This is a genomic window from Streptomyces sp. NPDC007084, assembly GCF_040703595.1.
Taxonomy (GTDB): Bacteria; Actinomycetota; Actinomycetes; order Streptomycetales; family Streptomycetaceae; genus Streptomyces.
The window spans coordinates 11,915-38,052 of sequence record NZ_JBEYFY010000065.1 but is presented as its reverse complement, the minus strand read 5'-3'; the positions used below and the strand labels follow the sequence as shown (position 1 = coordinate 38,052).

Annotated in this window: 23 protein-coding genes and 2 pseudogenes; 16 read left to right on the top strand and 9 right to left on the bottom strand. The window is 68.1% G+C overall.

What is annotated here, in order from left to right; all coding sequences use genetic code 11:
- The first annotated feature begins 262 nt into the window (after positions 1–262).
- The gene (locus AB0912_RS31480; RefSeq protein ID WP_070201817.1) at positions 263–832 is read left to right on the top strand and encodes a hypothetical protein; all 570 of its coding nucleotides are present in this window, start codon (positions 263–265) and stop codon (positions 830–832) included.
- 33 nt (positions 833–865) lie between these two features.
- Here AB0912_RS31480 and AB0912_RS31475 read toward each other — a convergent pair whose 3' ends face one another.
- The 3 genes and pseudogenes from AB0912_RS31475 to AB0912_RS31465 all read right to left on the bottom strand — a co-directional run bounded on the left by AB0912_RS31475 (position 866) and on the right by AB0912_RS31465 (position 3,171).
- Entirely contained in the window at positions 866–1,588 is a 723-nt protein-coding gene (locus tag AB0912_RS31475; RefSeq protein WP_366705894.1) for a helicase associated domain-containing protein, read from the bottom strand.
- Between the two features lie 54 nt (positions 1,589–1,642).
- A pseudogene (locus AB0912_RS31470) lies at positions 1,643–1,711 on the bottom strand (hypothetical protein); the annotation flags it as partial.
- Positions 1,712–1,797: 86 nt separating this feature from the next.
- Complete coding sequence (locus AB0912_RS31465; protein ID WP_366705888.1) at positions 1,798–3,171, bottom strand: DEAD/DEAH box helicase family protein; 1,374 nt, start codon at positions 3,169–3,171, stop codon at positions 1,798–1,800.
- 267 nt (positions 3,172–3,438) lie between these two features.
- Between AB0912_RS31465 and AB0912_RS31460 the strand changes: the two genes are divergently transcribed.
- Positions 3,439–4,134, top strand: coding sequence for a TniQ family protein (locus AB0912_RS31460; RefSeq protein ID WP_366705886.1), 696 nt, complete (start codon positions 3,439–3,441; stop codon positions 4,132–4,134).
- A 275-nt stretch (positions 4,135–4,409) separates the two neighbouring features.
- Here AB0912_RS31460 and AB0912_RS31455 read toward each other — a convergent pair.
- A pseudogene (locus AB0912_RS31455) lies at positions 4,410–4,595 on the bottom strand (transposase family protein); the annotation flags it as partial.
- A 200-nt stretch (positions 4,596–4,795) separates the two neighbouring features.
- On the opposite strand from AB0912_RS31455, the gene AB0912_RS31450 reads away from it, so the two are divergent.
- Positions 4,796–4,864, top strand: a complete 69-nt coding sequence (locus AB0912_RS31450) for a hypothetical protein (protein WP_366705892.1) — start codon at positions 4,796–4,798, stop codon at positions 4,862–4,864.
- A 736-nt stretch (positions 4,865–5,600) separates the two neighbouring features.
- On the opposite strand, the gene lanKC is transcribed toward AB0912_RS31450, so the two are convergent.
- From lanKC to AB0912_RS31435, 3 genes are all read right to left on the bottom strand, one after another.
- Positions 5,601–8,126, bottom strand: a complete 2,526-nt coding sequence (gene lanKC / locus AB0912_RS31445; protein ID WP_366705884.1) for a class III lanthionine synthetase LanKC — start codon at positions 8,124–8,126, stop codon at positions 5,601–5,603.
- A complete protein-coding gene (locus AB0912_RS31440) occupies positions 8,123–10,030 on the bottom strand; it encodes a lipopolysaccharide kinase InaA family protein (protein ID WP_366705882.1) in 1,908 nt (635 codons plus the stop codon). The genes lanKC and AB0912_RS31440 overlap by 4 nt, the downstream gene beginning before the upstream one ends.
- Positions 10,031–10,614: 584 nt before the next feature.
- Complete coding sequence (locus AB0912_RS31435) at positions 10,615–10,737, bottom strand: hypothetical protein (RefSeq protein WP_366705880.1); 123 nt, start codon at positions 10,735–10,737, stop codon at positions 10,615–10,617.
- A gap of 91 nt (positions 10,738–10,828) precedes the next feature.
- Here AB0912_RS31435 and AB0912_RS31430 point away from each other — a divergent pair, with 91 nt between their 5' ends.
- The gene (locus tag AB0912_RS31430; RefSeq protein ID WP_366705878.1) at positions 10,829–11,878 is read left to right on the top strand and encodes an NAD(P)/FAD-dependent oxidoreductase; all 1,050 of its coding nucleotides are present in this window, start codon (positions 10,829–10,831) and stop codon (positions 11,876–11,878) included.
- A 5-nt stretch (positions 11,879–11,883) separates the two neighbouring features.
- Here the strand turns inward: AB0912_RS31430 and AB0912_RS31425 are convergent, their stop codons facing one another.
- Together AB0912_RS31425 and AB0912_RS31420 are read right to left on the bottom strand one after the other, a co-directional pair.
- Positions 11,884–12,975 carry a hypothetical protein gene (locus AB0912_RS31425; protein ID WP_366705876.1) on the bottom strand — a complete coding sequence of 364 codons (1,092 nt, stop codon included), beginning with the start codon at positions 12,973–12,975 and terminating at the stop codon, positions 11,884–11,886.
- A complete protein-coding gene (locus AB0912_RS31420) occupies positions 12,962–14,245 on the bottom strand; it encodes an MFS transporter (RefSeq protein WP_366705874.1) in 1,284 nt (427 codons plus the stop codon). Before AB0912_RS31420 ends, AB0912_RS31425 begins: the two co-directional genes overlap by 14 nt.
- 491 nt (positions 14,246–14,736) lie before the next feature.
- Between AB0912_RS31420 and AB0912_RS31415 the strand changes: the two genes are divergently transcribed.
- From AB0912_RS31415 to AB0912_RS31360, 12 genes are read left to right on the top strand one after another with little or no spacing between them, the layout of a single operon-like run.
- The gene (locus AB0912_RS31415; RefSeq protein WP_366705872.1) at positions 14,737–15,834 is read left to right on the top strand and encodes a radical SAM protein; all 1,098 of its coding nucleotides are present in this window, start codon (positions 14,737–14,739) and stop codon (positions 15,832–15,834) included.
- A 10-nt stretch (positions 15,835–15,844) separates the two neighbouring features.
- Positions 15,845–16,837, top strand: coding sequence for a Gfo/Idh/MocA family oxidoreductase (locus tag AB0912_RS31410; RefSeq protein WP_366705870.1), 993 nt, complete (start codon positions 15,845–15,847; stop codon positions 16,835–16,837).
- The gene (locus AB0912_RS31405) at positions 16,834–17,751 is read left to right on the top strand and encodes a PHP domain-containing protein (protein ID WP_366705868.1); all 918 of its coding nucleotides are present in this window, start codon (positions 16,834–16,836) and stop codon (positions 17,749–17,751) included. The genes AB0912_RS31410 and AB0912_RS31405 overlap by 4 nt, the downstream gene beginning before the upstream one ends.
- A complete protein-coding gene (locus AB0912_RS31400; RefSeq protein ID WP_366705866.1) occupies positions 17,741–18,577 on the top strand; it encodes a sugar phosphate isomerase/epimerase family protein in 837 nt (278 codons plus the stop codon). The genes AB0912_RS31405 and AB0912_RS31400 overlap by 11 nt, the downstream gene beginning before the upstream one ends.
- Positions 18,558–19,265 carry a nucleoside monophosphate kinase gene (locus AB0912_RS31395; RefSeq protein WP_366705864.1) on the top strand — a complete coding sequence of 236 codons (708 nt, stop codon included), beginning with the start codon at positions 18,558–18,560 and terminating at the stop codon, positions 19,263–19,265. The genes AB0912_RS31400 and AB0912_RS31395 overlap by 20 nt, the downstream gene beginning before the upstream one ends.
- Positions 19,262–20,338: a Gfo/Idh/MocA family oxidoreductase gene (locus AB0912_RS31390; RefSeq protein ID WP_366705862.1), complete on the top strand. Its 1,077-nt coding sequence runs from the start codon at positions 19,262–19,264 to the stop codon at positions 20,336–20,338. Before AB0912_RS31395 ends, AB0912_RS31390 begins: the two co-directional genes overlap by 4 nt.
- The gene (locus AB0912_RS31385; protein ID WP_366705860.1) at positions 20,335–20,940 is read left to right on the top strand and encodes a hypothetical protein; all 606 of its coding nucleotides are present in this window, start codon (positions 20,335–20,337) and stop codon (positions 20,938–20,940) included. The genes AB0912_RS31390 and AB0912_RS31385 overlap by 4 nt, the downstream gene beginning before the upstream one ends.
- Positions 20,927–22,057, top strand: a complete 1,131-nt coding sequence (locus AB0912_RS31380; RefSeq protein WP_366705858.1) for a diguanylate cyclase — start codon at positions 20,927–20,929, stop codon at positions 22,055–22,057. The genes AB0912_RS31385 and AB0912_RS31380 overlap by 14 nt, the downstream gene beginning before the upstream one ends.
- Positions 22,035–23,183 (top strand): hypothetical protein, encoded by a 1,149-nt coding sequence (locus AB0912_RS31375; RefSeq protein WP_366705856.1) that lies wholly within the window; start codon positions 22,035–22,037, stop codon positions 23,181–23,183. Before AB0912_RS31380 ends, AB0912_RS31375 begins: the two co-directional genes overlap by 23 nt.
- The gene (locus tag AB0912_RS31370; RefSeq protein WP_366705854.1) at positions 23,180–24,493 is read left to right on the top strand and encodes an HAD-IA family hydrolase; all 1,314 of its coding nucleotides are present in this window, start codon (positions 23,180–23,182) and stop codon (positions 24,491–24,493) included. Before AB0912_RS31375 ends, AB0912_RS31370 begins: the two co-directional genes overlap by 4 nt.
- The gene (locus tag AB0912_RS31365; protein WP_366705852.1) at positions 24,466–25,359 is read left to right on the top strand and encodes a PfkB family carbohydrate kinase; all 894 of its coding nucleotides are present in this window, start codon (positions 24,466–24,468) and stop codon (positions 25,357–25,359) included. Before AB0912_RS31370 ends, AB0912_RS31365 begins: the two co-directional genes overlap by 28 nt.
- Positions 25,356–26,138, top strand: a complete 783-nt coding sequence (locus AB0912_RS31360) for a hypothetical protein (RefSeq protein WP_366705850.1) — start codon at positions 25,356–25,358, stop codon at positions 26,136–26,138. The genes AB0912_RS31365 and AB0912_RS31360 overlap by 4 nt, the downstream gene beginning before the upstream one ends.

Here is a 26,138-nt window from a genome sequence, read left to right as displayed (position 1 = left end):
CTCCCCCTACCACCTGGTGCCCACGAGATGCTCCCTCGCATTCGACGAGGTGTTCGGAACCACGCAGCAGCTACACACCCCCGAACTCGGCGCCGCCTGACCCGGTCGGTATATGGAACCGGCCGAACAGTGACGACAACTGACCACGTTGCGCGCATGGTCGGGCAAAGAGCGGTCCCCTTCGTTCTCAGTGGCCGGGCATTGCCGTGCGGCCGCTAGCGTCCCCCGGAGTGCGCACTTCTGCGGGAGGCTGGACGTCATAGTGGAAGCGGTCTCGGAACTTCTCACTCTCAGAACGGACTACGCGGCCAAGGTCGATGCCGACCTGGAGCTCGTCGAGAAGGATCGCGAGCGTGTCCGTGCGGAGATCACCGCGTTGCAGGATCAGCTGCACACCCTGGAGGGCAATCACACGCTGCTACTGAGCATGCGGGAGGCCCTGTCGGGTCACTCCCCCGCCGCCTGCCCGGAGCCGGGGCCGGACGGTGCAGCCACGACCGGCAGCAGTCCTGCCGCTCCGCTTGTGTCCGACGGAGTGCCGCACACCGGCGACGGTGCCGCTAGGGATTGTGGCCGGGGTGACGGGGCACCGGAGGCAGGGAAGAAGGCACCGACGCTTCGGGATCTGGTGGCCGATGAGCTGAAAAGGCGGGGCGAGCCCTGCTCGTCGCACGACGTCGCCACCGCACTGGCCCGGGCGCACCCGGGCCGGAGGATCAAGGAGCCTGCGATGCGTCACGCGCTGGAAGCGCTGGTCGCGCAGGGGCGGGTCGGGCGGTCCAAGCGCGGCTCGCGCGTCTTCTACTTCTCGGCCGGCATGGGTAGGGGCTGACGTTCGCCCGTCCGGCGGAGTGTCATCGCTGGTTCAGGCGGCCGTGTCCCGAAGCGGCTGCGCGGGCGGCAGGAAGACGGGCATCGTCTCGAAGCCGAGAGCCTTGAGGCCGGCTTGCTGGCGGGGTGTCATCTGGGCGCTGTCCCTGCGCCGCCGGATCAGCCAGGCGCCGAGGTGGACCTGGTCGCCGAGGATCTCTTCGGTGTGGTCCTTGGGCATGTCGAGGTGCCCGTGGCGCTGGTGGTACTGGCGGGCGGCGCGCAGGCCGCGGTTGAAGGCCCGCTCGCGCAGGCCGGTGGGTCGGGTCAGCAGCATGCTGTGGGGGTGGGCGTCGGGGCAGGCGCGGGCCAGTGCGGCCAGGAGGTGCTTCTGCTGGGGATCGAGGAGGTGGGAGTGGGTGATCTGCCGGTCCAGCCAGCTGTCCCAGGCGGAGTCACGGCTGTCGTGGCGGTGGTAGGTGCACCGCCAGGTGCTGGTGGTCAGGCGGCGTCTGATCTGCGCGTAGGTGTACTGCCAGCGCAAACTCCAGGGTGGGTTCCAGAAGGGGTCGACGGCGTTGAGGGCGGCGATGCGGGCGGGGGCGAGCTGGCCGGTGTCGGCACGGCAGCGCATGGTCTCCAGCCAGGCGGCCAGGCGGCGGTCGCCGCCGTGGGCGTTTTTGCCCAGGGCGAGGGTGCCGTGGCGGGCGGCGCAGGCGGTGATCTGGGACAGGTGGTGTTCGAAGCTCTCGGGAGGATGCGGCCAGGACAGTCCCATGCTGGTGAGCGCGGCGATGCGGTCGGCCGGCAGCGCGTCCGCGGCGTACAGGGAGCGTTGCTGGCCGATCCACTGGCCCAGAGCCAGGCCGTTGCTGGTGACGTGTTCGCTGGGGACATTCAGGTGACCGTGGCGGGTGCGGAAGGCCTGGGCGGCCTGCAGGCCGTCTTTCCAGAAGGCGTTGTTGGGGGCCTTGTGGGTGCGCAGCTTCAGGGTGCGGGTGACCTCGCCGGCACGGTGCGGGCGCGGTGCGAGGGGCTGGTGTCGTAGACGGCGAGGCCGTTGAAGAAGCGCCAGAAGTCCGAGAACGAGGAGGATTCCATGGCCTGTCGGGTGGACTGGCCGGGTGCGATGTAGACGGGGATGAAGATGGATGCGCACTTGGCCTGGCCCGGGGGTTTGCGCAGAGCCCGGCCGATGCTCTGGGCGATGTGGTTGGGGCTGCGGCGCGGATCGGCTATCAGGATGCCGTCGGTGTCGGGGGCGTCGACACCTTCGCTCAGCACGCGGACGCTGGCGAGCACGGCGCAGTCGTGACTGCCGGCGGTGCTCCCTTGGGTGTGGGTGGAGAAGTGCTCGAACTCGTGGAAGATCTGCTGGCGTCGCCAGGGCGCCTGGTGGCAGTGCAGGGCCTGTGCCCAGGGGTTGCGGATGCCGGTGCGGTCGGCGAGCACGTCGGCGGTCTCGGGCAGAGAGGCGGCGAAGCCGCGGGCGGCAGCGATCCGGCCGTGGAAGGACAGCACTCGGCGTGCGTCGTGTTCGGCCATGGACATCAGCAGGGCTGCCTGCATCGCGGCCAGACGCAGCCCGTCCTGATGCGGGGTGGGCAGGGGGTCGTGGAGAATGCCGCGCAGCATGCTGTCGTGGACTTCCGGCACGATGAGCTGGTAGTCGGCGAGGATGCCGCGTTCGATCGCCTGGGCCAGGTCCAGGTTGTAGACGACGGGGCCGTAGATGGTGGGGTCGTCCATCGAGGCGAGTCGTTCGATGCGGGTGCGCGCCTTCGGGTTTTGCGTGGTGCGCCAGTTGCGGGGCGTGGCGGTCATGTAGAGGCGGTGCGCGGCCGGGATGGCGCGGTCGTCGTGAATGAGTGCCCAGCGTTTGTCCCAGTCGCCGCTGGTGCGATGGGCTTCGTCAGCCAGGGCGAAGACCCAGGGCGGCAGCTGTTCGCCGCGGTGGGCCTCAGCGATGGTGGGCAGGGAGGCGTAGGTGGCGAAGACCGCGATGCGTCCTCCCCCGGCGACACGGCGGGCCAGCACCCGGGCACTTCCGGTGAGCAGCAGATGGCCGCGCAGGCTGCGGTCGTGGACACCCGGCAGTGAGCAGACGCCGATGAGCTGGTCGAAGCCGCCGTCGGCCAGCCAGCGAGCCGCCGTCTGGGTCAGGAGTTCCAGGGTCGGGACGAGGACGAGGACGGGGCCGCGCTCAGCGAAGTGCTCCGCGACGCGCTTGCCGATGAGGGTCTTGCCGGTGCCGCAAGCGGCGATGATGGTCGCGGCCGCGTGCCGCGTCCCGCTCAGGGCGTCAACTCCTGCGGCGACGGCTTCTCGTTGGTGGGGACGCAGCTCAACACGGCCCGGCATGTGACGCACTGACTCCCTCCTAGTGAAACTGCGTGCCCGCGGGGCACCTTCACCAGCCTGTTTGCAGTGGAAAGCCTGGCAGCTTTGCCACAGGGTCCGGCCGACACTGACCGAAGCTGCTCTTTCTTTTCTTCGCGCGTGCGTAAGAGGTCGCCTCCGGGACCGGGTGTGCGCCAGATGGGACTGTTTCGTCAGCCCGGGCTGCCTGCCGAGGGGCAGCGGGAGTTAGATGAAGCCGCAGCCAGACACCCCGGAAGGAGCGCCGCCGTGGCGGAGCAGCGAGACGAATGGCTCGGGCGGCGCCGGATGCACCTGCGGCTGCGGTTTCTGCAGGGCGAGTCCACCGGCTCGTACGTGACGCGGCTGGCTGCCCGCAACAACCGCCCTGCGCAAGAGGTACTGCGGAGCATGGGCACCGGCCCCGTGCCGGTCGATCCCCAGTACACCGAGATGTACGTCAGCCGCTACGCGCGCGAGCGGCTGGCCACCCTGGCCGGTTACACCGTGGCCGAGATGCAGGAGCGTCTGATCGGGCTGCGCGACGAATTCCTCATGCCCAAGAACGCCAAGGACGACTGGGAATGGCCCTGGGACGCGCGGGCCGGCTACATCGTGCAGGCCTGCTCCCTGTGTGCGGCGCGCCGCGGTACCCGCTCGCCCGCCTGGCTGATCCTTCCCGACCCCTGGCAGGTGTGCCTGCGCCACCGGCGCTGGACGGACAACTCCCGCAGCACCAGGCACCCTTACATCGATCTTGGCGAGCTCGCGGAAGTCGTGCGCGCGCAGCAGCGCCTGAACCGGATACGCAAACGCCTGGGCCCGGCCGGACGGTGGGTGTTCGCTGACGCCTGTTCCATCCTCGTGCGCTCCGGGTACCTCGAGGACCCGGCAGAAACAAAGCAGTGGGGTGCCCTCGCGACGGAGCTGGGCGAACAGCGAGTGCGGCCGAGCACGGTCCCGTAGATCCGGCCCTTGCGCTGGGCGTATTCGTCGACGCCGACCACGCGGGGCGTGACGACGGGTGGCTCGGGGAGAGAAACGACCAGTCTCAACAGGGTGTTCCGACTGACCGGAGTTCCATACACGTCCGCCATCCGAGCCCCGGCCCGGCCCGCGAGCGAGAGACCGACCGAGATGAGCGTCGATCGCAGCCGTTCCGTTCGTCGGCCGAAGCGACGGGTGAGGCCAGGCACCTGCTCGACGAAGGTCCTGCGTGGACAGGACCCCTCCGCGCAGACGAACCGCCGGACTCTCAACGCCACCACAACGAACTTGCCCGCCGCTGGCAGATCACGGGGAAACCGCTGATAGGAACCGTGTATTCGCTCCGACCGGCGCCCGCACCTCGGGCAGGCCGCCTGCCGGACCGTGCTCCGGGCCTCGACCCGGACGACCGTGTCGGTCACCTCGACCGACTCCACCATCACGTGCTCCACCGAGGAGAACAGCAACTCGTCGAGTTGCGGCCGTACTGCGTTCACGACGTAGCACTGTCGGCCACACTGCCCATGGGCCGGGCGATTTTCAGGCGATCTCAGCCACCATCACGAGAAGATCAACAGTCACTCAGCGTACGCGGCCACAACAAGTGGGCCAGAGCCCGAAAACACCGACATAGCCAACCGTGGAACACCACGTGGCCAACGCCATGCGCAAGCTCTCCGTGTCCTCGCGCAGACAACTCCACTCCTGAGCGCGTCTTTTCGAGGCGTCCTCCGGCGGACCGGGCTGCCCAGCCGCCGGTCCTGCGACACCGGGCCGATGGACCGACCCAGGACACGCGGGCCGGTTCGGGCCGCGGGACCGGTCCGGCCGCGGGCACGTCGCCCGGCCCGGTCGGACGCCCGGTGCCGGCGCGGGTCCTGCGAGCGCGTCGTGCAGCAGCACACACTGGCCGATGGAGACGAGCCGGTCCTCGGCTGCCGTGCACGATGGGCAGGGGCCTGAGTCCGGGGGTCGGCCGCCCGTGGTTCATCGCCATGGCCGGTGCCACCCGTTCGGGATGCTCCGGTGCGCCGAGGACGCCGATCAGCACGCCCTCGGCTCTGCCGGGCCCGATGTGGTCCATGACGGGGGGGCTCCTCGTCCGTCCGGGAGATGCCGGTGGGCCCCGTAGCAGTCCATGAGGCGGCGGATGTTCGGCGGCTCGTCGTGACGTGCTGGTCGGTCTTCGTGAGGCGCGTGGGCGCCGTGGTGCGGTTGCTGAGGAGTCGCCTCCGGGAGGGGTCAGGACGTGTGCGCGCAAGGGGTGGCCGTCCGTGCGGGCGTACTCGACGCTCGCGGACGTACCGGCGTGCCGGGGCTGGTCCGTGGTGACGACGCGCATCCCGTCGCCGGACCTCTCGCTCTCGGGGAACTCGGTGCGGAGAAGGGCCTGAGGGGTGATCAGACGCACACCGGACGCGAGGCGGCGTGCACCTGACGGAGTGTCACCCGGCCACCGGCAGCAGTTCGTCGAGTGTGTAGTTGAAGTCGCGTCCGCCACGGTGCAGCCGGTCCAGCACAAGCGTGACACCGGTACTTCCATGGGCGAAGTCATTGCTGTGACGGAGGAGCCCGCGCCCAGGGAAGGCGATCCCCTCGGGCTGTCGGCAGGCGAGTACGGTGAGGGATCGGGCCAGATCCGCGGCCAGCTCCCCGTATTGTGGGTCATTCAGCAGATCTCGACAGTCCAGTGCGAAATTGACAAGCCCGGCCATCCCCCCGAAAAGCCCTGTCTCGGGCGTCATTTTGCGTACTGCACCGGCAGTGACGTCAGCGAGGACATCGCGCAGCCCCGGGTCTTCGGTGACACGGCAGAACCTGGCGACCACGCCGCCGAAGCCGGCGGATCCACGCTCCCAGTACGGTTCGCGCCGCTCGGAGCGGTTCAGCCTCACCCGGCCGATGTCGTGGTCCAGGGCCCTGCGGGCGGCAAGCATGAAGTGCCGGTCACCCGTGGCGAAGTGGAGGTAGAGCAGGAATGCGGCCACCCCCGAGGATCCGTGCGCGTACCCGAACGACCGGGTCCGTGTGCCTGCCTCGGGCCACCAGAGACCGAGACCGCTGTCGGATGCCCTGCCGACCAGGGTGGTGCCGAGGCGTGCTGCCGCCTCCAGGAACTCGGCCTGCCCGGTTCGGTGCCACGCGGCGAGACTTGCCAGCCCCAGACCGGCCGCACCGTCCGACACCTTCGCCGGAAGGTCTCCGGGAGCAGCGAGGTTGGCCCGGCTGATCAGGTCGAGACCCTGATCGCTTTCCCCGATGTCCAGCAGCGTCCACCCCACTCCGGCGAGTCCCGGGTAGAGCCCAGGAGGCAGCCTGTCGAGCCCCGCCGCGTGGGCGTCCATCCATTGCCGTAGCGATGGGTGCACACGCCCTGTGATCGTATGCAGTCCACGAGCGACACCGGCGGCTCCGTGAGCCACCGGCCACGGACTGCGCGCGTACATCTCAGGCGAGGAAGGGAACGGCCGGTCGGAACGATCCGGCGTCAGCGTGCTCTCGATGAACTGAACCGCTTGTTCGACCACGAGCCCGAGGTTCTGCGGCTCGGGGCTGTCCTCGGGCAGCTCCAGCCCGGCCAGGAGGTCACCGAGCGGGTACCGCAGCAGAGCCGCGGCGCGCCGGGCCGAGCGGACCACGGCGTGGGGGTCCACATCGCGCAGTGCGCCGTGCGGAGTGATCAGGGCCAGCTCGGCTGATGCGACACCGAACATGTCGAAACGCCGCGGATCGTCCCATGCCGTCGACTGTGGCGGCGGGCGGAACCCGGGCTCGGCGGGACACGTGCCGGTCCATTCGTGAAATGGTCTGCTGGATCCGAAGCCCACCAGGCGAACCGCGAGGGACTTCGGGTCGACGAGCACGTCGGACGACGACAGATTCCCGTGGAAGACACCTTCCCTGTGCACTGCGGCAACGCTCGCCCGCAGGTTGGCCGAGATGGTTCGGATCTGATGTCGATAGAGCGAGAGGTCTTCGTCGCGTGGGCTGCTTCGCGTCAACGGGGATCTTTCCGCGGCGAAGTCAGCCAGGGACACCGCTTCGATGTTCTCCCGGGCCAGAAACAGATGCTCGTGGTGCTCGAACAAGTCGAACGGCTCAGGTCCGACGCCCGAGTCGCGCAGCCTGGTCAAGGTGTCGAACTCACGGCGCAGCCGCGCCGGACCATCGACTCCGTCTCCATCGAATGCGGTGCGCGGCCGCGACTCCTTGAGCAGGACGGTGGCCGGGCGGTCCGCATGACGGGCGGCATAGACTCCGCCACAGCCGCTGTGCCGCACCGCCGCAGTGACCACATAGCCGTGTATCTGCCGTGAGACCGGCCCCTTCCGCGGCGCGGGGAGGAGTTCCCGCACCCACGGCGGTCTGCGGTACACGGGAAGTCGCTCGTCCGCCCATTCCTGACCGTCTGGGCCGTGCAGTACGACGGCGGACGTGCCGTCGGGGCGGGTCCGGTGCTGCCCGGAGAACTCGCCGTAGCGGTAGAACAGACACTTGGAGTCCCGATAACGGCGATCGGTGAGAACCCGCGGACCGGCGAACCCGTCGAGGAGATGGTGGAGGCGCTCAAGGAGTTCGAGGCAGTGGTCGGCGCCGGTCGGGTAGATGACGGCGATCTTGCCGACCTGGCCGGGCGGCCACCAAGGGGACGCTGCCGCGAGGACGAGAGAAGTGTCCCGCAGGACTTTGAAGTGGAACGCGTCACGCACGAACTCCGCCAGCAGGATGTCCAGTACGGGCACAGCCTGCTCGGCCATGACCGAGACATGAATCTTCCACCCATGCGGGGGTACCGGCACATCGACAGGCCGGCAGGAGACCCAAGGTCCGCGCTTCGACACCGTCTGCCCCACCGGCCCAAGGGCGCCCACCTGCCGTTCGAGGTCACCGAGCGGAGGGTGGCGGCCGATGTCGTCGAAGAACCGGGGGTCCGCGAGCGTGAAGCCTTGGAGGAGCCGATGAGTGTTCATGCGACCGGAGACGGGTCGGCGGCCACAGAATCCACTGCGGCCAGAATCGGGTGAGTGAGGGACGCCGTGCCGAGCGCCAGCCGGTGGAAGAATGCGAGAACACCAGCGGCGCCGGTGGCGTAGTCGTTGCTCAAGCGCGTCAACGTCGGGCCGGGGAACGCGGGGCCGTCCACGGTGGGCACCGTCATTTCGGCGAGCTTTCGGGCAACCTCGGCCACCAGTGGGTCGTAGCTCGTGTCCCCGGAGACGTCGCGGCAGTCCAACAGCGCGAGGCCGAGCCCGGAAAGCCCGTTGTCGATGCCGACCAGCAGCGGGTGTGCCGCGGCGGCAGCCGCACCGATCTCGAGGCACTGCTGGAGCATCCGCTCGTCGGAGACGAGCGCCGCGTAGCGGACGCCCACGGCCAGCGCACCCGCACCACCGGTCAGGAGGGAAGCGGCCGCCGGCCGGTCCCGGTCCGGCCCGAGCCACCCCTGAAGCATCGTCCGGGCATGGTGCAGCCCAGCGTCGAGATAGGACGCGTCGGCGAACCTGTGGTGGGCGAGCAGCAGGGCGGAGGCGGTACTCACGCCGGGGACTTCGGCGCGGAGTCCGTCGCACGTACGCCGGACGAGGTCCGGCGCGGCAGCCTCGGTGAAGCCGTCGGCCGCCAGCTTGAGGTGCAGCGCCGCGAGTTCCGCGGCCGTGGAGGCAGGCATACGGCCGGCGGCGGACAACGGCTCCGTGAGCGACAGCAGGGTCTCCCACTGGTGGGAGTCCGCCAGCTCCGACATGGACCAGACCAGCCCGGCCGCGCCGTCGCGCAGACCCTGTTTCCGCACACCGAACGTGCCCGCGTGCCTGATGGTCCAGCGGATCCACTCCGGGGGGATCTCAGCTCCGCACTGGGCGAGCACCCACAGAACGCCTGCCGATCCGTGTCCCAGCGAGGCACCCGGTCCCGCGTACGCCAGAGGTCCGGGGAACAGGCGGTCCGGTGACGAGCCGTCGGCGCTGCGGATGATCTGGGCTGCGACGGCCTCGTGGGACGGCATCACGACGTCCGGCCGACGGGCAGACCGGTTCTGCCGCTCACCCGAGAGGTGGTCGAGCAGCGCGCGCAACGTGGCGAACCAGGTCGCGCGGTCCTCCTCGCCGGGTTCGTCCGTCCGCAGCAGTTCCGCGATCGCGTCGACCGCCCGTTCCGGAATCTCGAACAGATCCGCTACGCCGCGGAAAACCCTGACCATGGCCTCGACATCGATCTCGCCGAGATTCTGGACCATGGCGAAGCTGGCCAGAACCACCCTTCCGAATGCGAAGAGATCGGAAGCGACCATCGCCTGTCGATCACGCGGAGTCCATTTCGGCGCATATCCAGGGGTACGGCCGTGCGCCGGACGTTCCCCGGCCTTTCCGACTGCCAACTCGAAATCGATCAGAACCGGTCTCACGGGACCGTTGCCCTCGGTCTTCAGCAGGATGTTCGCCGGTGTGATGTCGCCGTGCACTATGCCGCTCTCGTGCATCCTCGTCAGCACTTCGAGCAAGGACACCATGGTCCGGCACACCAGACGGGCGTAAGCGACTGGATTCGAGGGCCCAGATCCGTACCCATGGTAGAGCAGATTTCTGCGCTCGATGAGAACCGCCAGCGGAACACCCTCGATTTTGTTCTCGACCGTCACGACACCCTCGGGCAACTCCTGGAGTGCGAGAGCGCGTGGGCAGTCGAAGGCCCCGTCGATTTCGGAGCGCAGTGCGTGATCGTGGCGACGCAGAGTCTCAGCATCCGCCGATTCCGCAGCGCTTGTGCGAATACCGCGCCGGGAAAATTTGACGACCACATGCTCGCCCGTGCGCAGGTCGACTCCGGAGAACACCGCGCCGGCCGTACTCTCGGCGAGTCTTTCGGAGATCCTCACACCGAGCTCTTCTGCCGCTGCCTCCACCGGCGGTGGCGCAGAATCGGAAGAATGGCGATGGATGATCGATCCACGGGCGAGCGGGACCGATCCCGGTGGCAGAGGACCCCGGAAGGATGTGAGGGACTCGCGGAGAGCGCCGAGGTCCGACCTGCTGGAGCCGTCGGGACGGAGCGCGATGAAGCGGCCGGCACAAGCCGCTGTGGCAGCCCGGGAGTTGACCCAACGGAGCGCATCGGGGGAGTTGGCGAACACGAACGGAACACCGTGTGCATGTGCCCAGCGAAGTGTGTGACGCAGAACCTGTGGTGCAGAGTCCTCGTCAGAAGCTATGCAAAGATCAGTTGACTCGGGGGTGGTCAAGCAATTGAATGCCATGTGGGACGACCCCAGAAACACCCCTTGCCGATATCGAGGGAATTCCCCGATGACCGACGCGGCGACGCTTCGGTATATTTCATCGGATCCCCACAGAACATCCTCTGAGTACCAAGGGTCGTCCATGAAGGGGGAAAGCACCGTCATGATTCCTCCGCCACGGCTGATTCCCCGCACCAATATGCGGGGAATCAGCCTTCAGAGCCTTATACGCAGGCGCCGGTGGAGCAGTGGACCATTCCCTGGTCACTGATGTCCGAGATGGCAAGGCCACTCAGAAATGCCAGCTCTTCCTCGATGTCGAGCTGTTCGATCTCTGCGGTGGTCATGAGCTCTCCTTCTTTCTTCTCCGGCTGGAATCCCGCCCGTGCCTTACTTCGCCGCACAGGGAAATGAGCAGCAGGCGGGATTGTCTCCTGTATGGAGACGAAGAGATCGTATTCAGCTCCTGCGGAACAAGTCAAGGGCAATTATCTCTTTACTCGGACGGGTGTGGCGGGTGATTATGAGGGCAGCGAAAGTCGGAGAAGACGAGGAGTTGAAGTGGCTGACGTAGTGGTGATTGGCTCTGGGAGCGCGGCGCTCGCGGCGACACTTTCACTTGCACGAATGAACATCGACGTCATGGTCGTCTCCGCAGGAAACCGGAGAAACGAGGTGTCCGAAAGCATGCATGGCTATCTCGGCCACGACGGGGCCTCTCCTGGGAGCTTCTATTCGTCCGCACTCGATCAGCTGACTCGTTATCCGACAGTCTCCATCAGGTCTGCGGAGATCACTGGGGCCGACGGCACGCTGGACCGATTTGTCGCACGGTCCGCCGACGCCGAATTCAGCGCCCGCCGGCTCCTCGTCGCCACCGGAGTCGAAGATCTCTTGCCCGCCATCGACGGGTTGGCCGGTCAGTGGGGAACAGGCGTCCTGCACTGCGTCTACTGCCATGGATGGGAGGTCCGGGGGCGATCTGTCGCAGTACTCGCGAGCGATGGCCGACTGCCGGTGGGTGTGGCGATGCGGCTCGCATGGCTGGGCTGCGAGGTCACGCTGTTCACCGACTCCGACGAGCCGATCGCTCCGCACACCGCCAAGGCGCTCCGCGCGCTCGAGATCGCGACTCGCTCCGGCCGGATCGTCTCCGTGACCGCCGCACGGGGGACGCAACTGGTGCACACCGCGGCAGGCAGCCACCCGGTCGATGTGACGTTCGTACAGCCGGTGCCCAGGCCGCGCGCGGAACTGGCGGTCTCCTTGGGCTGCGAGCTGACCAGCGACGGCCGTGTCAAGGTCGATGCCCAGGGGCGGACGACGGTCACCGGCGTCTACGCGGCCGGTGACGTGGCCCGCGTGGACGACCACCCGCCCGCGGGGAACGTCACCGCGGCGGCCACTGCGGGCTACCACACGGGAATCGCCGTGTTCAACGACATCTGGGACGCTGACACCCAACGGAGAATCAACCAGGACGGATGACACGGTCATCGCCCTCCGGCGCCAGTGGTGAGCGCCCCCAGCTCCCGGAGCCGGTGAACGAGCGAGAGCGGCAAGGCCGACGGTATCTGTCGGCCCACCGCTCGTCCGATCTCCTCTCGCCCCGCCTCGACCAGTTCGTCCTCCGCCAGACCACCGGCGAGCCCCCACACCAGGACCGCGGTCCAGGGAACCTGGTAGGACCTGCGGCCGTCGGACATGGCCCACCGCGCGTCGTACTTCAGCAAGTACCAGTGACGGTCGCGGCGGTAGGCGTTGCGCGGCGCCTCGAACCGCGGGAGCCGAAGGTGAACGGTGGCCGGCTCCCAGACGGTCACGTTCGCGACGGCAAGCAGTTGCTGGCTGATCTCGATACGGCGGAGCACGGCCGAGGGCGTCTGCGTGTCACCGGAGTCCAGGAGGGCGAAGAGCCCCTGACGGTAGGCCGGGTTCCGGCTCAGCACCGAACCGACTCTCTGCACATTCCATTTCTGCCCGAAGAACGTGTCCCCGAGCGCCGAACACAGGGCGTCCATGCCGAAATGGAGCATCGTGCCACTCGAATGCAGAGCGCTGCGGACGTCTCCGATCTCCAGAAACCCCAGCGCATCCTCGAGTGTGTTGTTCGCGAGCAATGTGGCTCTGGACACTCGAATTCTGGTGGCCGACTCCGCGACCGACCGGCACCGAGCCAGCAACGACCGCAGACCAGCCGAATCGCGCAGAACCCTCGGGCTCGACATCAGCCGACAGAAGAGTTCCAGTGCGTCGTTCGCGCGGTAGAGCTGCGATACATCGGATTCCAGGACCTGGTACGAGCCCAGGCTCTCGATCAGTGCCAGGGCTTCGGAGAGTCGCAAGTGCTCGACGTCCACCCGCCGTTCACCGGAGTACTCTCCCGCACTGGCACCGGGCAGCGAATCTGCCTCGCCTGTGAACGTCAGCAGATCGACGTCGGAGCGCGTGGTCCCGTAGCCCGCGGCGAGGCTTCCGATGAGAAGACACGAGTCGATGCCGGGGCCGCGAGCCGCCAGGATCTTCCCGGCGACAGCGAGGTGTTCTGCCACGAGCTCATTGCGCCAGTCTTCATCCTGGTCCATGGGTACTTCCTTGCAGAGGGGACTCGAGACGCTGCCCGGCCGAGCGCCGCAGAGCAGCACGGACCAGGGACGGGACGACGGACGCGACAAGCAGGAACAACAAGGCCATGACTGTCCAGCCCAGCCCGGCGTGTGCCAGAGGCAGGGCGGCGAACACAGTGGGCGCGACGATTCCCGACACGGCCATCCCGGTGCTCACAAACCCCTGGTACTGCCCCTGGGCCGATTCGGGTGCCACGTCGCTGGTGATGAAGAACTGTGCCGAGGTGATGCCCAGGCCGCCCACCAGGTTCAAGAGCACCGCGGTCAGGAGCAGCGCGGCGGCGACCGGTGTCGGGCCGGTCGATGTCCATGAGAACAGAAGACATGCGGCCGACAGCAGCGCGCCGCCGACCACGGTCATCCGTATGGCGCTTCCGAGGGTCTTGGCCCGGCGAGCCAACGGGACCTGGAGCAGGAGGTGCCCAGCGGTGTTGACGATGAACGCCGCCGAGATGAACTCATGAGGCAGGGAAGTGTATTTGACCGCCCAGATGGGGAGGGCGAAGGCGACTGCGTAGTTGTAGGCCCCCAGCAGGCTGAACGCCGCGGTGATGCCCAGGAAGGGCACATCCTTCAGGACTTCCACGGCTGAGGTGCCGGCGGTTCTCGGCGGCACCTTCTGCGCCGGCAGGCGCAGGTACATGAGGGCGGCCAGCGCGAAGGTGAGCGCGTCGGCCAGGATCGCGATCCTGTACGCGGCCGGGGAGTCGACCGAGAGCGCGATGGTGGAAAGAGCCGAGCCGGTGGTGAGTCCCATCGCCAGGCACGTCCGCAGGACCGCTCGTACCTCGGTCCGTTCGGCGGCACCCGGTATGACGTTCGCGACCACTGCGGCCGCGATGCCCGAGACCCCCCGATCGAGGGCCCTGATCACGGAGACCGTGACGGTGAACTGCCAGAAGTTGGTGACGGCCAGATAGAGCGGGATCACGGCGGCGGTTCCGAGCAACAGGACGATCAGTACGTTCCGTGCGCCGAACCGGTCCGCGACGACCCCGAACGGTACGCCGGCCAGCGCGCCGGCCAGTGCGCCGATCCCGAGTCCGGCCGCCAGGTCGGCCGGGGCCAGACCGACCACGGTGGCGAAGTACAGAGCACTCAACGGCAGAAACAGGCCGCTGCCCAGCGAGTTGACCAGAACAGCGGCACACATGATCCGGGCAGTCGGGTGCACAGACCCCAGGCGGCGGATCGGAAGAATCAGTGCCGCGAAGTTCCGAAATCTCACACGTATTCCCCCTTGGCTGATTCTCGGAACAGGCAGAGGGAATTTCATCCCGCTGCTCTTCGGCCTGAAGCCACTGCGCGCGTTTCTGCTGTGCGCACTGTTGCCGGCGCCCTACGGCCGGGCAGCGATCGGAGAGCGGCCGTGCGCGACTCATGCTTGATCGAAGACTGGTGAATGTCAAGAAAGATTCCCCGAGGGGTGGCTTCCGGCCAGGGTGACGAGTTCCAGCCAGCATGATGAAACAAGATGTTCATGAAACTCTACATGGCGGCGGGTACAATTCCGGGCGAGTGCGGACCCGGTGTGCTTAGCCGCCGGACGGCGCATGCCTCATCGGCGGTGGAATCGAGAAAATTTTTTCTCTTGACGTGATCCAGTCGTGTGGGGTTGTATCTGATGCCGTGTTCGACGCCCCGGATGGGATTTGTCGGCGGCGATTCCACCTCGATCGCTATGCGAGACATCGGGGACAGTCAGCAATTGGGGGTTTCATGGGTTCTCTTCATGCTGTAGATAGGGCTGCCGATGTATCAACACGCGGGCGCATTGTCAGGACTGTCGGCGAGGCGGGAGCTGAGATCGACGGCACCTGGTACCAGAACTTCAATCTGGTCGAGTTCGATGACGTCCGGTATGTGTTCAGCCATCGCGCCATCTTGACCCTGGTGGTGACCGCGGCATGCAACGCAGGCTGCCATTTCTGTTCCAACGAGATCACCTTCACGCCCTCAGGGCCGTTCCTCGAATGGAATGACCGCCTGGCGAGGGTGAAGGACTTCGCCCTGCTGAGCGGTGTCACCAAAGTGGCCTACACCGGAGGCGAGCCCACGCTGCATCCGCAGAAACTGCTGGAACTCGTCGGTGCCATGAGCCCGGGTTTCCGCCGGTCGCGGATTCATACCAACGGGTGGGGTCTGTCGAAGCCCGTGCAGCACAACGGGGTCACCCAAGAGCTGCTGCCGGCGCTCATATCAGCGGGTCTGACGGGAATTTCCGTGAGCGTGGCCCACCATGACACGGAGACCAACAAGCGGGTGATGGCGCTCCCACGCACCTGGGGCGGAATGAGTGACGATGCCCTCGCCGACATAGCCTCGCGGGCTGACGCATCCTTCACACCGCGCCTGAGTTGCGTGATGACACACGATGGCGTATCGAGTGTCGCCGATATGGCGGCATACCTGGAGTGGGGTTACGGCCTGGGCTACCGCCGGTTCATCTTCCGTACCTGCTCGGATATTCCGGACGGGTACAAGAAGCCGACCGACTTCTCCGCCTACAATGATCGCAATACTCGTTCCATCGAGCCGCTCAGCAGCGAGTTCCAGAGCCTTCTGGACGCCGAGCTGGTGTTCAGGCAGCGCAAGTCGGACTCCAAAGTGGATGTCTTCCACTGGCGTGATGCCGTCATCGACCTGGATGAGTCGAGCGAGGAGCTGGACCCCGACGACAAGATCCGGCGTCTGAACGTCATGCCCGACGGTGTCGTCTATACGAGCTGGATCTCCCCCACATCGAACCTGTTCACGGACGACCGTCCGGTCGTTGAACGTTCTGTGGCCAAAGAGAATCTGCCTGTGCTGAACTGAGAGGTGTTCCATGGAACGTGTGGTGTTGATCGGCGCCGGCGGTTTCGGAGAATGTTGGAGGGAGCCGCTGGAGTCGGTGTCCGACCAGCTCACGGTCATAGGCATCGTCGATCCGGATCCCGAGGCCCGTAGCGGCGGACGGCGACATTACGGCCTGGGCCCGGATGCCGCCGTCGCTGAACTGGAGGACGAGCTGTCGGCATGGAAGCCGACCATAGTGATCGACTCCAGCCCCTTCCCGCACCGATCGGGCAACGTCGGCAAGGCGTTCGCGGCGGGAGCCGACGTGCTGGCGGCCAAGCCCCTGGGGGTGTCACTCGAACAGGCCCGGCACATGGTCACCGCGGCCGCGTCCGCACGGCGAGAGCTGGTGGTGGCCCAGCAGATGCGCTACTTCCCGTGCTTCCTCGCGCTACGTGACCTGATCACCGGCGGCCGACTGGGGCGGCTGCGCGCTGTGCGCATCCGCATGGCCCTCGACGGGCGCGGCTGGGAGCCCGGCACGCACTGGCGACTCGGCCTGGAGCAGCCGCTGCTCCACGAAGCCGGCATCCACCACTTCGATCTCATGCGCTGGGTCCTCTCCAGTGAACTCACCCTGGGCAGCCTGGTGTCCTGGAACCCGCCCTGGAGCCCCTTCACCGGTGACGCCACCGTCACCGGGCTGCTGCGCACGGCGGAGAACGTCCCGGTCGTCTACGAGGCCACGTTCGCCCCGGCGGAGGACGCGGAGGGCGTGCGGTTCGACTCCGGCTGGGAGATCGTCACCGACCAGGCAACAGTGCGGGTGGACAACGGAGGACTGTTCCTGGACGGCCGGCCCGTCGAGGGCGTCGCCGTCCAGGACGAGCCGGTCCCGCTGGAGGTACTCAACACCTCCTTGCTGCACACCTGGCTGACCTGCCGGCAGCAGGGGACCTCACCCCCGTTCACCGGTGAGGACAATCTGCGCAGCATGGCGCTGCTCGACCGAGCCCTTGAGCTGGCCGGAGCCGGCACATGAGCGCCTACGCCGACCTGCACACCCACACCACGGTCACGGACGGCCGCGCCGCTCCGCGCGAGCTGGTGGAGGAGGCCGCCGCACGTCGACTGCCGGTACTGGTCGTCACGGACCATTCGGTGGTCACCTGGGGAGACCTGCCGCAGTACGCGGCATCGCTGGGGGTCGCGATGCCGTTCCCCGGAGTCGAGGTGAGCACCACCCTCGAAGGCCGGCGCCACCACCTGCTGCTCTACGGGCCCGGACTGCTGACTCTGGACCAGGAGCAGAGCGACTGGCTGTTCGCCCCGGTGCGGTACAAGAACGACCAGGCGGAACGCACCCGCCGGGAGCTGATCCGACGCGGCTTCGACCTCCCGGACCTGGACACCGTCCGACGTCAGGAAGTGCCGGGCACGACGCCTACGCCAGAGAAACTGCTCGTCTCCCGGACAGCACTGGCCAGAGCCGTCTCCGCACGCGCGGGCCTTCCCTTCGAGGCCGCCTACGACGTGGTGCGCGACGCCCACGCCGAAGCCGAGGTGCCCGCGTCGCCAGGAGCCCCCCAATACCTCCCCGCACTGGAGGTGCTGGGCCTCGCTCGCGAGGTGGGAGCCGTGACCTCGCTCGCACACCCCCTGTGGCGCTGCCGCACGGAGGAAGACATCTCACAGGCCGTTCTGGACGTCGAACTCCTGGCTGCCCACGGACTCGACGCCGTGGAGTCGCGGTCGTACCATCACCGGCCCCTCGACGACCACAAGGCTCTGCACGACGCCGGCCGCCGCCTGGGCCTGCTCGCCAGCGGCGGATCGGACTATCACGCCAACGGCAGAACCGAACTCGGCGCGGACGGGCTGGACGAACACCGGTTCACCGCCTTCGCGGAGCGCGTCGCCGATCGCACCGGCCGGGAGGCGACCCGTGTCCGATGAACCCCGCCTGTCGGTCAACCAGTTCATGGTCCCGGACACCGACCTGCGCGAACTCGCCGACTGGTGCGCACGTGACGGCCTGGGCGGCATCGGTGTCCTGCGCGACACACTGGACCGGCTGGGAGCGCGAACCGTGCGCGGGATCCTCGACGACGCCGGTCTCGCGGCCACGAGCGTCTGCGTCTTCCTCGGCCTGGTCGCCCCCACCGCCGCGCGGCGGCGGGTTCTGCTCGACGACGCCCGGCGGGCGGCCGACCACGCGACGGAACTGGGAGCCCCGCTCGTCATCGTCCCCGGCGGTCCGAGCCCGGACGTACCCCTTGCCGACGCCCGCGCCCAGTTCGCCACCCAGTTCGCCGACCTGGCACGTCACACCGCCCACGGAGGCGGCCGGCTGCTCCTTGAGCCCCTCCACCCCGCGGCTGTCCACCTCTCGGCGGTGACAAGCCTGGCTGACGCGGTCTCCCTGGTCCGGAGTACGCCCGGGACGGGCCTGCTGCTGGATCTGTGGCACATGTGGACGGACCCCGACTTCAGCGTGATCGCCTCCGACCACGCTCGCGAAGGGGAGATGATCCACGTGTCCGACTGGCCTGCCGAGCCCACGCGGATACACCAGAGGGAAATCCCCGGCAAGGGGATCATGGATCTGCCGACACATGTCGGCGGGCTGATCGCGTCCGGATTCCGGGGCTGGTGGGAGCTGGAGGTCTTCGCCACTGACCCGGCCGCGGGCATGGGAGACGAGTCCCTCTACCAGGAGTCCCTCAAGGGACTGCGTGACGTCCTCGCCCGCGCGTGTTCCGATGAACCCACGACACTCTGAGGAGCCGGCCATCCGTATCGTCATCATCGGCGGCCCCGCCTCCGGCAAGAGCACCCTGACGGACCTGCTCGTCGCCGGCGACCCCGCTATCGAGACCTTCGGCGTGCGGCGCTTCTTCGCGCAGCAGCTGAACCGTGGAACACCCCTGGGGCGTCGAGCACGCCCCTACGTGGAGAGCAACGCGTGGATACCCGATGACATCGTCGTCGAAGGCGTCGCGCAAGAGCTGGACGCCCGCCTTCGCGCGTCCTTCATCCTTGAGGGAATGCCGGGCAACGCCCGCCAGGCCGCCCTCCTGGACGAGGCACTCCTGGACCGAGGTCTGTCCCTCGACGCCGCGGTCCATGTCGACACCCCGACGGAGGTCTGCGTCGAGCGAGCCGGCCGACGGACGGTGTGCCAGAAGTGCGACGGAGGCTCGCACCAGGCCGTCAGCGACGAACGCGGACGATGCCGCGGGTGCGGCACCCCGGTCAGCCGACGCTCCTCCGACCTCGGCGAGAGCTTCGAGCGCCGGGTCCACGCCCACCGGGTCCAGGCCGCCGAGCTGCTCGACTTCTACGCTGCCACATCACGACTTGTCACGGTGCGGGGCAAATCGCCCGCGACCGCGGTCCTTGAGCAGTGCCTGCGCCATCTCGCGCAGCGCCAGACACTCCCCGGACAGGCGAGCGGGGCACACGTATGAACCATGCTCCGCTCCTCAACGTCGGGGTCGTCGGCCTGGGCAAGATCGCGCAGACCCACCATCTGCCCAATCTCGCGTCCCTGCCCGGTTTTCGCGTCTCCCGGGTCTGCGACCTGTCCGAACACGTCGCGCGAAGCGTCGCCCGCAGTCACGGACTGGAGGACCGGGCAGCGACCACGGACTACCGCACGCTGCTCGACGCCGGCCTGGACGCGGTCGTGGTGTCCAACCGCGACCACCTGCCGATCGTGCGGGACTCCTGCGCCGCGGGCATCCCCGTCTTCGTCGAGAAGCCCCTGTGCTGGACACTCACCGACGCACACGCGCTGCGAGAAGTGCAGGAACGCACCGGGACCCCCGTCGTGGTCGGATACATGAAGCGCTATGACGCCGCCGTGGAACGTCTGCTGGCGGAATCCGCCGACATGACCACTCCGTTGTGGGTCCGTGCGCACAACTTCGCAGGAGGCCGTCACCGTCACGAACGGCTCTTCCCGGTGACGAAAGCCCGCCCGGACGAAAACCCGGGAACCGGTGAAGACGATTCCATCGCCGAGCAGATCGCATCAGCCGCGGGAACGAACGAGGACAGCGCGGCGGTGTACCGGCTGATCGCCGAACTGGCCATCCACCACATCAACCTCGTCGGCGCGTTCTACGGTCCGCTGACCGCGACCACCGCGACCGCCCATCGCACCGCCGTCGGCTGGTGCGTGAACATCGGATTCAAGGCAGGTCCCGTCAACGGCACCTTCGAGGTGCTACCGGACTTCGGCAGTGCTCGGGAATGGGACGAGACACTCACCGTCTTCCACCCCGGACAGTCCACGGAACTCGTCTTCGGCTCCCCCTTCCTGTGGCACGAACCCACGCTCATCCGCCGGCGCGGCGCGACCGACTCCGACCACGTGAGCAGCGAGACCCAGGTGGCACGGGAAAGCGCGTTCAGGCGCGAACTGGCGCACTTCCGGCAGGTCGTGAGGAAAGAGAGAGCGCCGCGCACCCCCCTGGGGGAAGCCGTCGCGGACCTTGAGTTCCTGGCCGACGTCATGACGAAACTGACCTTCCTGTGAACGGACGTACGCCGGCACTGCGTGGCGAGAAGGCCCGCTGGCTGCACCAGGCCGTTCAGAACGGGCTGCGGCGACCCAGCGCCGCCTGGTTCTCCTCCGCGACCCCCGACCTGACCTCTCGTGCCACGGCCGGCGCGGCGGTACACCTGGCCCTTGCCTCCCGAGGCCGGGCCCAGCTGCTGTCGGGCCGTTCGCGCGACCAGTTCACACGCGTCTTCCACCAGGACAGGGGACTGCTGCCCGCGCTGATTCTCTTCTGGGACCACCCCACAGGCGCGGAGGCGTGGCACCGCTACCACTGGACGGGCCCGGCGGCCGCACCCACCGCGCCCTACACCAAGGTCGAGCGAGCCGGCCGGACCGTCGACCTCGACCGTGCGCAAGTCCGGCTCGCCCGCGCCACGCTGGACGACATCGCCCACGTTGAAGCCTCGCTCCCCGACCACGACCACCCTCGTTGGTGGGGCGAGCCCCTCCTGAAGAGGGCAACCGCCGACGGCCGCCCGTCGGGGGACACGGCACAGACGCGCCTTGCCGTCTTCTGCGAGGAACTGGGCGCCCTCCTGGGAACCCGAGCGGAGATGTGCCGTGGCACCGGTTGAACAGAGCCGACCCGAGGGGGCTCACCCCCTCGCCGAGGTCGGCGAGACCAGCCTGCACGCGATTCTGGCCGACCGATGGCGCCTTGAACAGGGCGAAATGCGCTTCGCGGCGTACCTGCGCGCCAGAGGCGCCGACGCTCCCGTCACGATGCTGCTGATCGATCTCGACGGCTCCACGGCGGTGCGCCGACTCGGCGTCGGCCCCAAACGCGCCCTCCTCGCCGCGGTCCGCGCCCGCATCGCACGGGTCGCGGACCCGCAGGTCATCCTGGACGCAGGACAGAGGGACAAGACCTACGTCGTCATCCAGGCTGAACACAGCGCCCGAGCACGCGAGGTGGCCGAACGCGTCCGCAGGGAGATCGCTGCCGCACCGGTCTCCATCGGCCCTCGTCACGCGCCCGTCTCCATCACCGCCAGTGTCGGCGTCGCGGTGCTGCCCGGCTCCTGTTCCGCCGACGCTGCCTGGGAGCGCGCCCGAGACGCCGTGGTGATCGCCAAACAGAAACGCGACAGTGTTCATGTCGCGGAGGGAGGAGCAAGCGGACTGAGTCCCGAACTCCGCCGCGGGCTGGACCTCTTGAGCGAGAAACGCGGCCCCCTTCACTACTGGGCCGTCGAGCGCGCGACGGACATCCGCGCAGCCCTGTCCGGCCTGACCGTCCCGGTGCCCGGGATCCCCCGGCCCGCCCAGGACGTGTTCACGTTGCTCGTGTCCACGGCCGTGGCCGAGTCGGTACTCCGGTCCTGGCGCACGGAGGGCTTCGACGTCACCGTCACCGGGCTGGACCAGCGTCCCGATCCGGCCGCGTTCGACTTCGTCACACCGGGCCCGGCGAACCGCTGGCTCGTGATGCGACGCGGGAACCGCGGCGCCGCCTCACCCTACGACCACGACCGCTCTGTCGCCGAGATACACCACGCCATCACCGGTGACGCCCTTGCTGCCCCCACCATGCCTGCGCCGCTCCTGGGCCCGTGGGCCGGGCACGCACTGCGCCGCACAGCGGCCCCCGGCCGACGCGGCACGGAATCACTGCTGTCCGAGGCCCTCGCCCTGGGTATCCAACACCGAAAGATCTGGACGGGAGACCATGCACTCGCACGACACCGGTGACCTCCTTCAAGAGACGCGGGAGAAGAACATCGAGCGGATACTCCGCGACGGTGTCAGGATCAGGGAAGGCCAGGCACACATCGCGAAGCTGCTCGACCAAGGGAAGATCGAATTCCCGGCCACCGCCGTCATGGTGGACCTGGACGGCTCCGCCACCGTTCGCCGGGCCGGCATCGAAGCCAAGGTGGAGCTCGTCCTCTCCGCGCGTGACCGCATCCGCGAAGCCCTGCCCGATGACGCCGTGCTCCTGGACAGCGGAACACGGGACGAAACCCATGTCGTGCTCCCGGGACAGGCGGCGGGCGCGGGTGCCGTGACCGCCGAGAACGTACGCCGTGCGATTGCGGCACAACCGTTCTCGCTGACCCGCGTTCCCCGGCCGGTGGCCATCACCGCGAGTGTCGGACATGCCGTTGCCGCGTCCGCCACGGCGGCGCGGACGCTGCTGGCGGACGCCCGAGAGGCACAGTTCCAAGCCAAGGTAGAACGAAACACGGTGCGTCAATGGACCGGGACACCGGCCACCGAACCCTTCACCATGCCCTCCCCGGTCGTGACATACCTGTCAGAACACGGCGCGTCATGGGACAGCGTCACGACCGTCGGACTGGATGCTCTCGAAGAGAAGCTGGGAGGGCTGTGGCACTGGTGCGTGGACCAGGGCGCCGACCAGGGCACACCCACACGGTGGGATGCGATCGACTCCAGCGGCGTGGAAGCACGAGAAGTGCTCTACTTCCGGCGCCTGCACGAGAGCGTCGTGTTCGAAGCCCTCACCACCAGGTCCTTCCCCCGAGGCCATGGATACCGGATACAGGTGGACACGGCCCCCGCCGGCAACGCGGTGCACACCGCCCAGTATCTGCCCGGCCAGTGGGTGTCCGCCGTCCCGGATCCGACAGCACCTGCCCACGGCCCGGCACTCGCCCGGGTCGCGGCCGCCCGCTGGACCACCGCGGGCGCGTCCGGCAAGGACACCACCGAGGTGGCACTGCCCTGGTCACCTTCTCGCGCGGCCCGGCTGCACAAGCTTCAGGTCAAACACGGCCTTTCAGCCCAAGACCTGCTGGTCGAGGCCAGTGTGCTCGCCGCCGACAGGGCCGCACTGGGGCTGGTCGCCCCATGACCGGGAAAAGGTCGGTCGTCTTCGACGTCGACGACACCCTCGTCAACACATTCTCCACTGGTGTGCGCAAGTGCGCCCGAAGCGCCTCCCTCCTCGGTCTCCGAGCCCCGTCGGCAGCAGAGATCGCCCGCTCGTACGGCCGTGTCGACTTCCTCACCTGCGTCCAGACGTGGCATCCAGGAGTGGACCTCGACCTCTACAGCAGAACGTACGACTCACTGGCCGACGAGATCCCCGTTGAACCACTCTGCGACTTCGCTCACGTCGTCGACGAGGCGCGATCGGCCGGCTTGGCGGTCGGCGTGCTGTCCAACGGCCCCGGAGCCAAGACGATCCGCAAACTCGCGGCCATGGGAGTGACGCCCGAACACCTGGACTTCGTCGAGCACGCCCACACGAGTCCCACGCCGAAGCCGGCACCCGAGGCGTTCACCCGCCTGGCGAGACGGTACGAGCTGTCGCCCTCGCACACCTGGTACGTTTCCGACAGCCCGGCGGACTGGCACGGAGCCGAAGCAGCCGGATGGCAGAGCGTCGCCGTGGCACGGAGCGGTCCGTTCGGCAAACCGCCCGGCGCGGCACGTCTCACGGTTCCCTCCGTGGACCGTCTGGACCGGCTGCTGCCGGTCATCGCCCGTGTGCCCGCCTCCACTTCCGCGGCACCGGCGGCCTTCAGCCTGGACGTGGGCTTCACCCTGGTCGAGCATCTGCGGGCACCGGGGACGCTCATCGGAGAACTCGCCGTGCAGCGCGGCCAAAGCATGACCGACGACCGGATCGACGCGGCGCTCGACGACGCCCGCCACCTGCTCGCGGATCCCGCCTCGGTATGGTCCACCGACCATGCCATCGACGGGGCGCTCCACGCGTACTATCGCGCCGCACTGGCGGCCCTGGGCTTCCCGGACGGCTACGAGGACGTGGTCGTCCGCCACTACACGGCTCCGGAGAACTGGGTCCTGAAACCAGGAGCGGCGGAACTCGTCCGACGCCTGCACCGGAGTGGGCTGCCCGTGGGGGCGCTGGGCAACTGGCAGAGCAACCTGCCTCTTGTGCTGCGGCGCGTGGGGCTCCTCGACTCACTGGTCTGCGCGGTGTCCTCCGCGGACGCCGGTGCCGGAAAGCCCTCGGCTGCCGCGTTCTCCGCGGTCGCCGCCGCTCTCGGCGTCGATGTCCGTGAAGTCGTGCACATCGGGGACGACGTGAACACCGATGTCGAAGGCGCCCTTCGAGCGGGCGCCAGAGCAGCCTGGCTCCCGTACGGCCTTTCCGAGGAGGAGACATGCCGCACCGTGACGGCCCTCGTATGAACCCGAGAAGCACCGATGTCACCGTCTACGGCGAGACCTCTCTGCACGTGGTGACCTCAGCCCGGCCCGCGGCGGACGTGGGCTTCGGAACCGTCGAACTCGCCATCGGCGGACCCGCGGCCGTCGTCGCGGCGCAACTCGCGGCACTCGGCAACACGCCCACCCTCGTGTCCCAGGTCGGCGTCGATCCGGCGGGCGACTTCCTCCGTACGGCGCTTGAAACAGCAGGGGTCGACTGCCGGTTCGTGCGAAGCGCCGGTCGCACCGGACGCATCGTGGCCGGCGTCGCGGACGGGCAGGTCGAACTCGCCGCGGACTCGGCGGCCGACGCCCTGATCGGTCCGGAAAACCTGCCCCTGCCGACGACCGGACTCGTCTATGTCACAGGATTTCCTGCGCTCGTTCCCGTGATCAAGGAACTGTCCAGCAACGGGCACCGCATGGTCGTCGACGTCGGGTACATCCCGTTTCTTTCTCAACCCGACCGCCTGGCCGCCCATATCACTGATATCGCAGACGCTGTCGACACCGCGGTGGTGAGCGGAGCGAGTCTCTCCGCCACCGTCAGAGAGAGCATTCAGGAGCTGTGCCTGGCTGAAGGTGCCTCGACTGTACTGACCACCCTCGCGGACCATGGGGTCATGGTGACGACGGCGAACGGTACGGAGCATCTTCCCGCCGTACCGGCCGACGTGGTCGACCCCCTCTGCGCGGGCGATGCCTTCGTGGCGGGATTCATGAGCCGCCGCGCCGCGGGAGACGACGTCATCTCAGCCGCCGCCTACGCGCAGTACGTGGCGGCGGCGAAGGTCCAGATGTTCGGCAGCCTGCCGCGGCTGTCCGATGTCGAAGAGCTGAGGAAATGACCACCTGGCTGCATCGCACCGTCGACGACCGGGGGCGGCTCCTCAGCGAGGAAGCCGCAATCCCCTGGATCGAACGCCGACTTGTCCTGGACATCCACGCGCGCTACTACCACGACATCGGCGTGGAGGCCCACCCTCCCGCTCTCGATCAACTCGACGGACCACACGTCCTGCGTACGCCCCACTGCCGGCAGGGAGAGCGACGACTCGGCCTGACCGGAGACGTGCGGGAGTGGGTCCACGACACGAAGGGGCGGACATGGGAAGAGTTCCGCTCGGAGGCCCTGCGGCGGCTGAACGCCGTCGTATGGCCGACTCGACGCCACCTGGGCTGCTTTCACCGGCGCGGCAAAGCGAGATTCGATCTCGCCTTCTCGCTCGTCGCCGAGATGGCGAGTCTCGCTCCGGACGGAACAGCGGGCGTTCATGTCCTTACCCGTCGGCCGCAGCTTCCGGAGTCCCTGACTTGGTGGTGGGCAGACCACGGCTGGGAGGTGTCGGCGACCAAGGCACCGCGCATACTGGTGGCCACCCACTCCCGTCGCGTGGTCGGCGCTGTCCGAACGGACGGTACGCTGGCCGGCCCCAAGGGACCGGTGGACGTGGCCCAGGCATGGCGACTCGGCACCTCTCTCGCGACCTTGGCGCGCAGAGCTGTCGAGCAGCACGGGGAGGGATGGTCCGCCGGACCGGGCCGGAGCGCAGGAGCAGACGGCCTTGGGGCGCCGCCCGCGGCGCCGTCCGCGCCGTCCGCTCCGACCTCGTCCACGCACCTCTGA

Coding starts and splice junctions, on each gene's coding strand:
- AB0912_RS31475 (WP_366705894.1), bottom strand. CDS start 1,588: ATGGGACTGTCCTGGCCGCATCCTCCCGAGAGCTTCGAACACCACCTG.
- AB0912_RS31465 (WP_366705888.1), bottom strand. CDS start 3,171: ATGCCGGGCCGTGTTGAGCTGCGTCCCCACCAACGAGAAGCCGTCGCC.
- lanKC (WP_366705884.1), bottom strand. CDS start 8,126: ATGAACACTCATCGGCTCCTCCAAGGCTTCACGCTCGCGGACCCCCGG.
- AB0912_RS31435 (WP_366705880.1), bottom strand. CDS start 10,737: ATGACCACCGCAGAGATCGAACAGCTCGACATCGAGGAAGAGCTGGCA.
- AB0912_RS31430 (WP_366705878.1), top strand. CDS start 10,829: ATGGAGACGAAGAGATCGTATTCAGCTCCTGCGGAACAAGTCAAGGGC.
- AB0912_RS31425 (WP_366705876.1), bottom strand. CDS start 12,975: ATGGACCAGGATGAAGACTGGCGCAATGAGCTCGTGGCAGAACACCTC.
- AB0912_RS31415 (WP_366705872.1), top strand. CDS start 14,737: ATGGGTTCTCTTCATGCTGTAGATAGGGCTGCCGATGTATCAACACGC.
- AB0912_RS31410 (WP_366705870.1), top strand. CDS start 15,845: ATGGAACGTGTGGTGTTGATCGGCGCCGGCGGTTTCGGAGAATGTTGG.
- AB0912_RS31405 (WP_366705868.1), top strand. CDS start 16,834: ATGAGCGCCTACGCCGACCTGCACACCCACACCACGGTCACGGACGGC.
- AB0912_RS31395 (WP_366705864.1), top strand. CDS start 18,558: ATGAACCCACGACACTCTGAGGAGCCGGCCATCCGTATCGTCATCATC.
- AB0912_RS31390 (WP_366705862.1), top strand. CDS start 19,262: ATGAACCATGCTCCGCTCCTCAACGTCGGGGTCGTCGGCCTGGGCAAG.
- AB0912_RS31375 (WP_366705856.1), top strand. CDS start 22,035: ATGCACTCGCACGACACCGGTGACCTCCTTCAAGAGACGCGGGAGAAG.
- AB0912_RS31370 (WP_366705854.1), top strand. CDS start 23,180: ATGACCGGGAAAAGGTCGGTCGTCTTCGACGTCGACGACACCCTCGTC.
- AB0912_RS31365 (WP_366705852.1), top strand. CDS start 24,466: ATGCCGCACCGTGACGGCCCTCGTATGAACCCGAGAAGCACCGATGTC.
- AB0912_RS31360 (WP_366705850.1), top strand. CDS start 25,356: ATGACCACCTGGCTGCATCGCACCGTCGACGACCGGGGGCGGCTCCTC.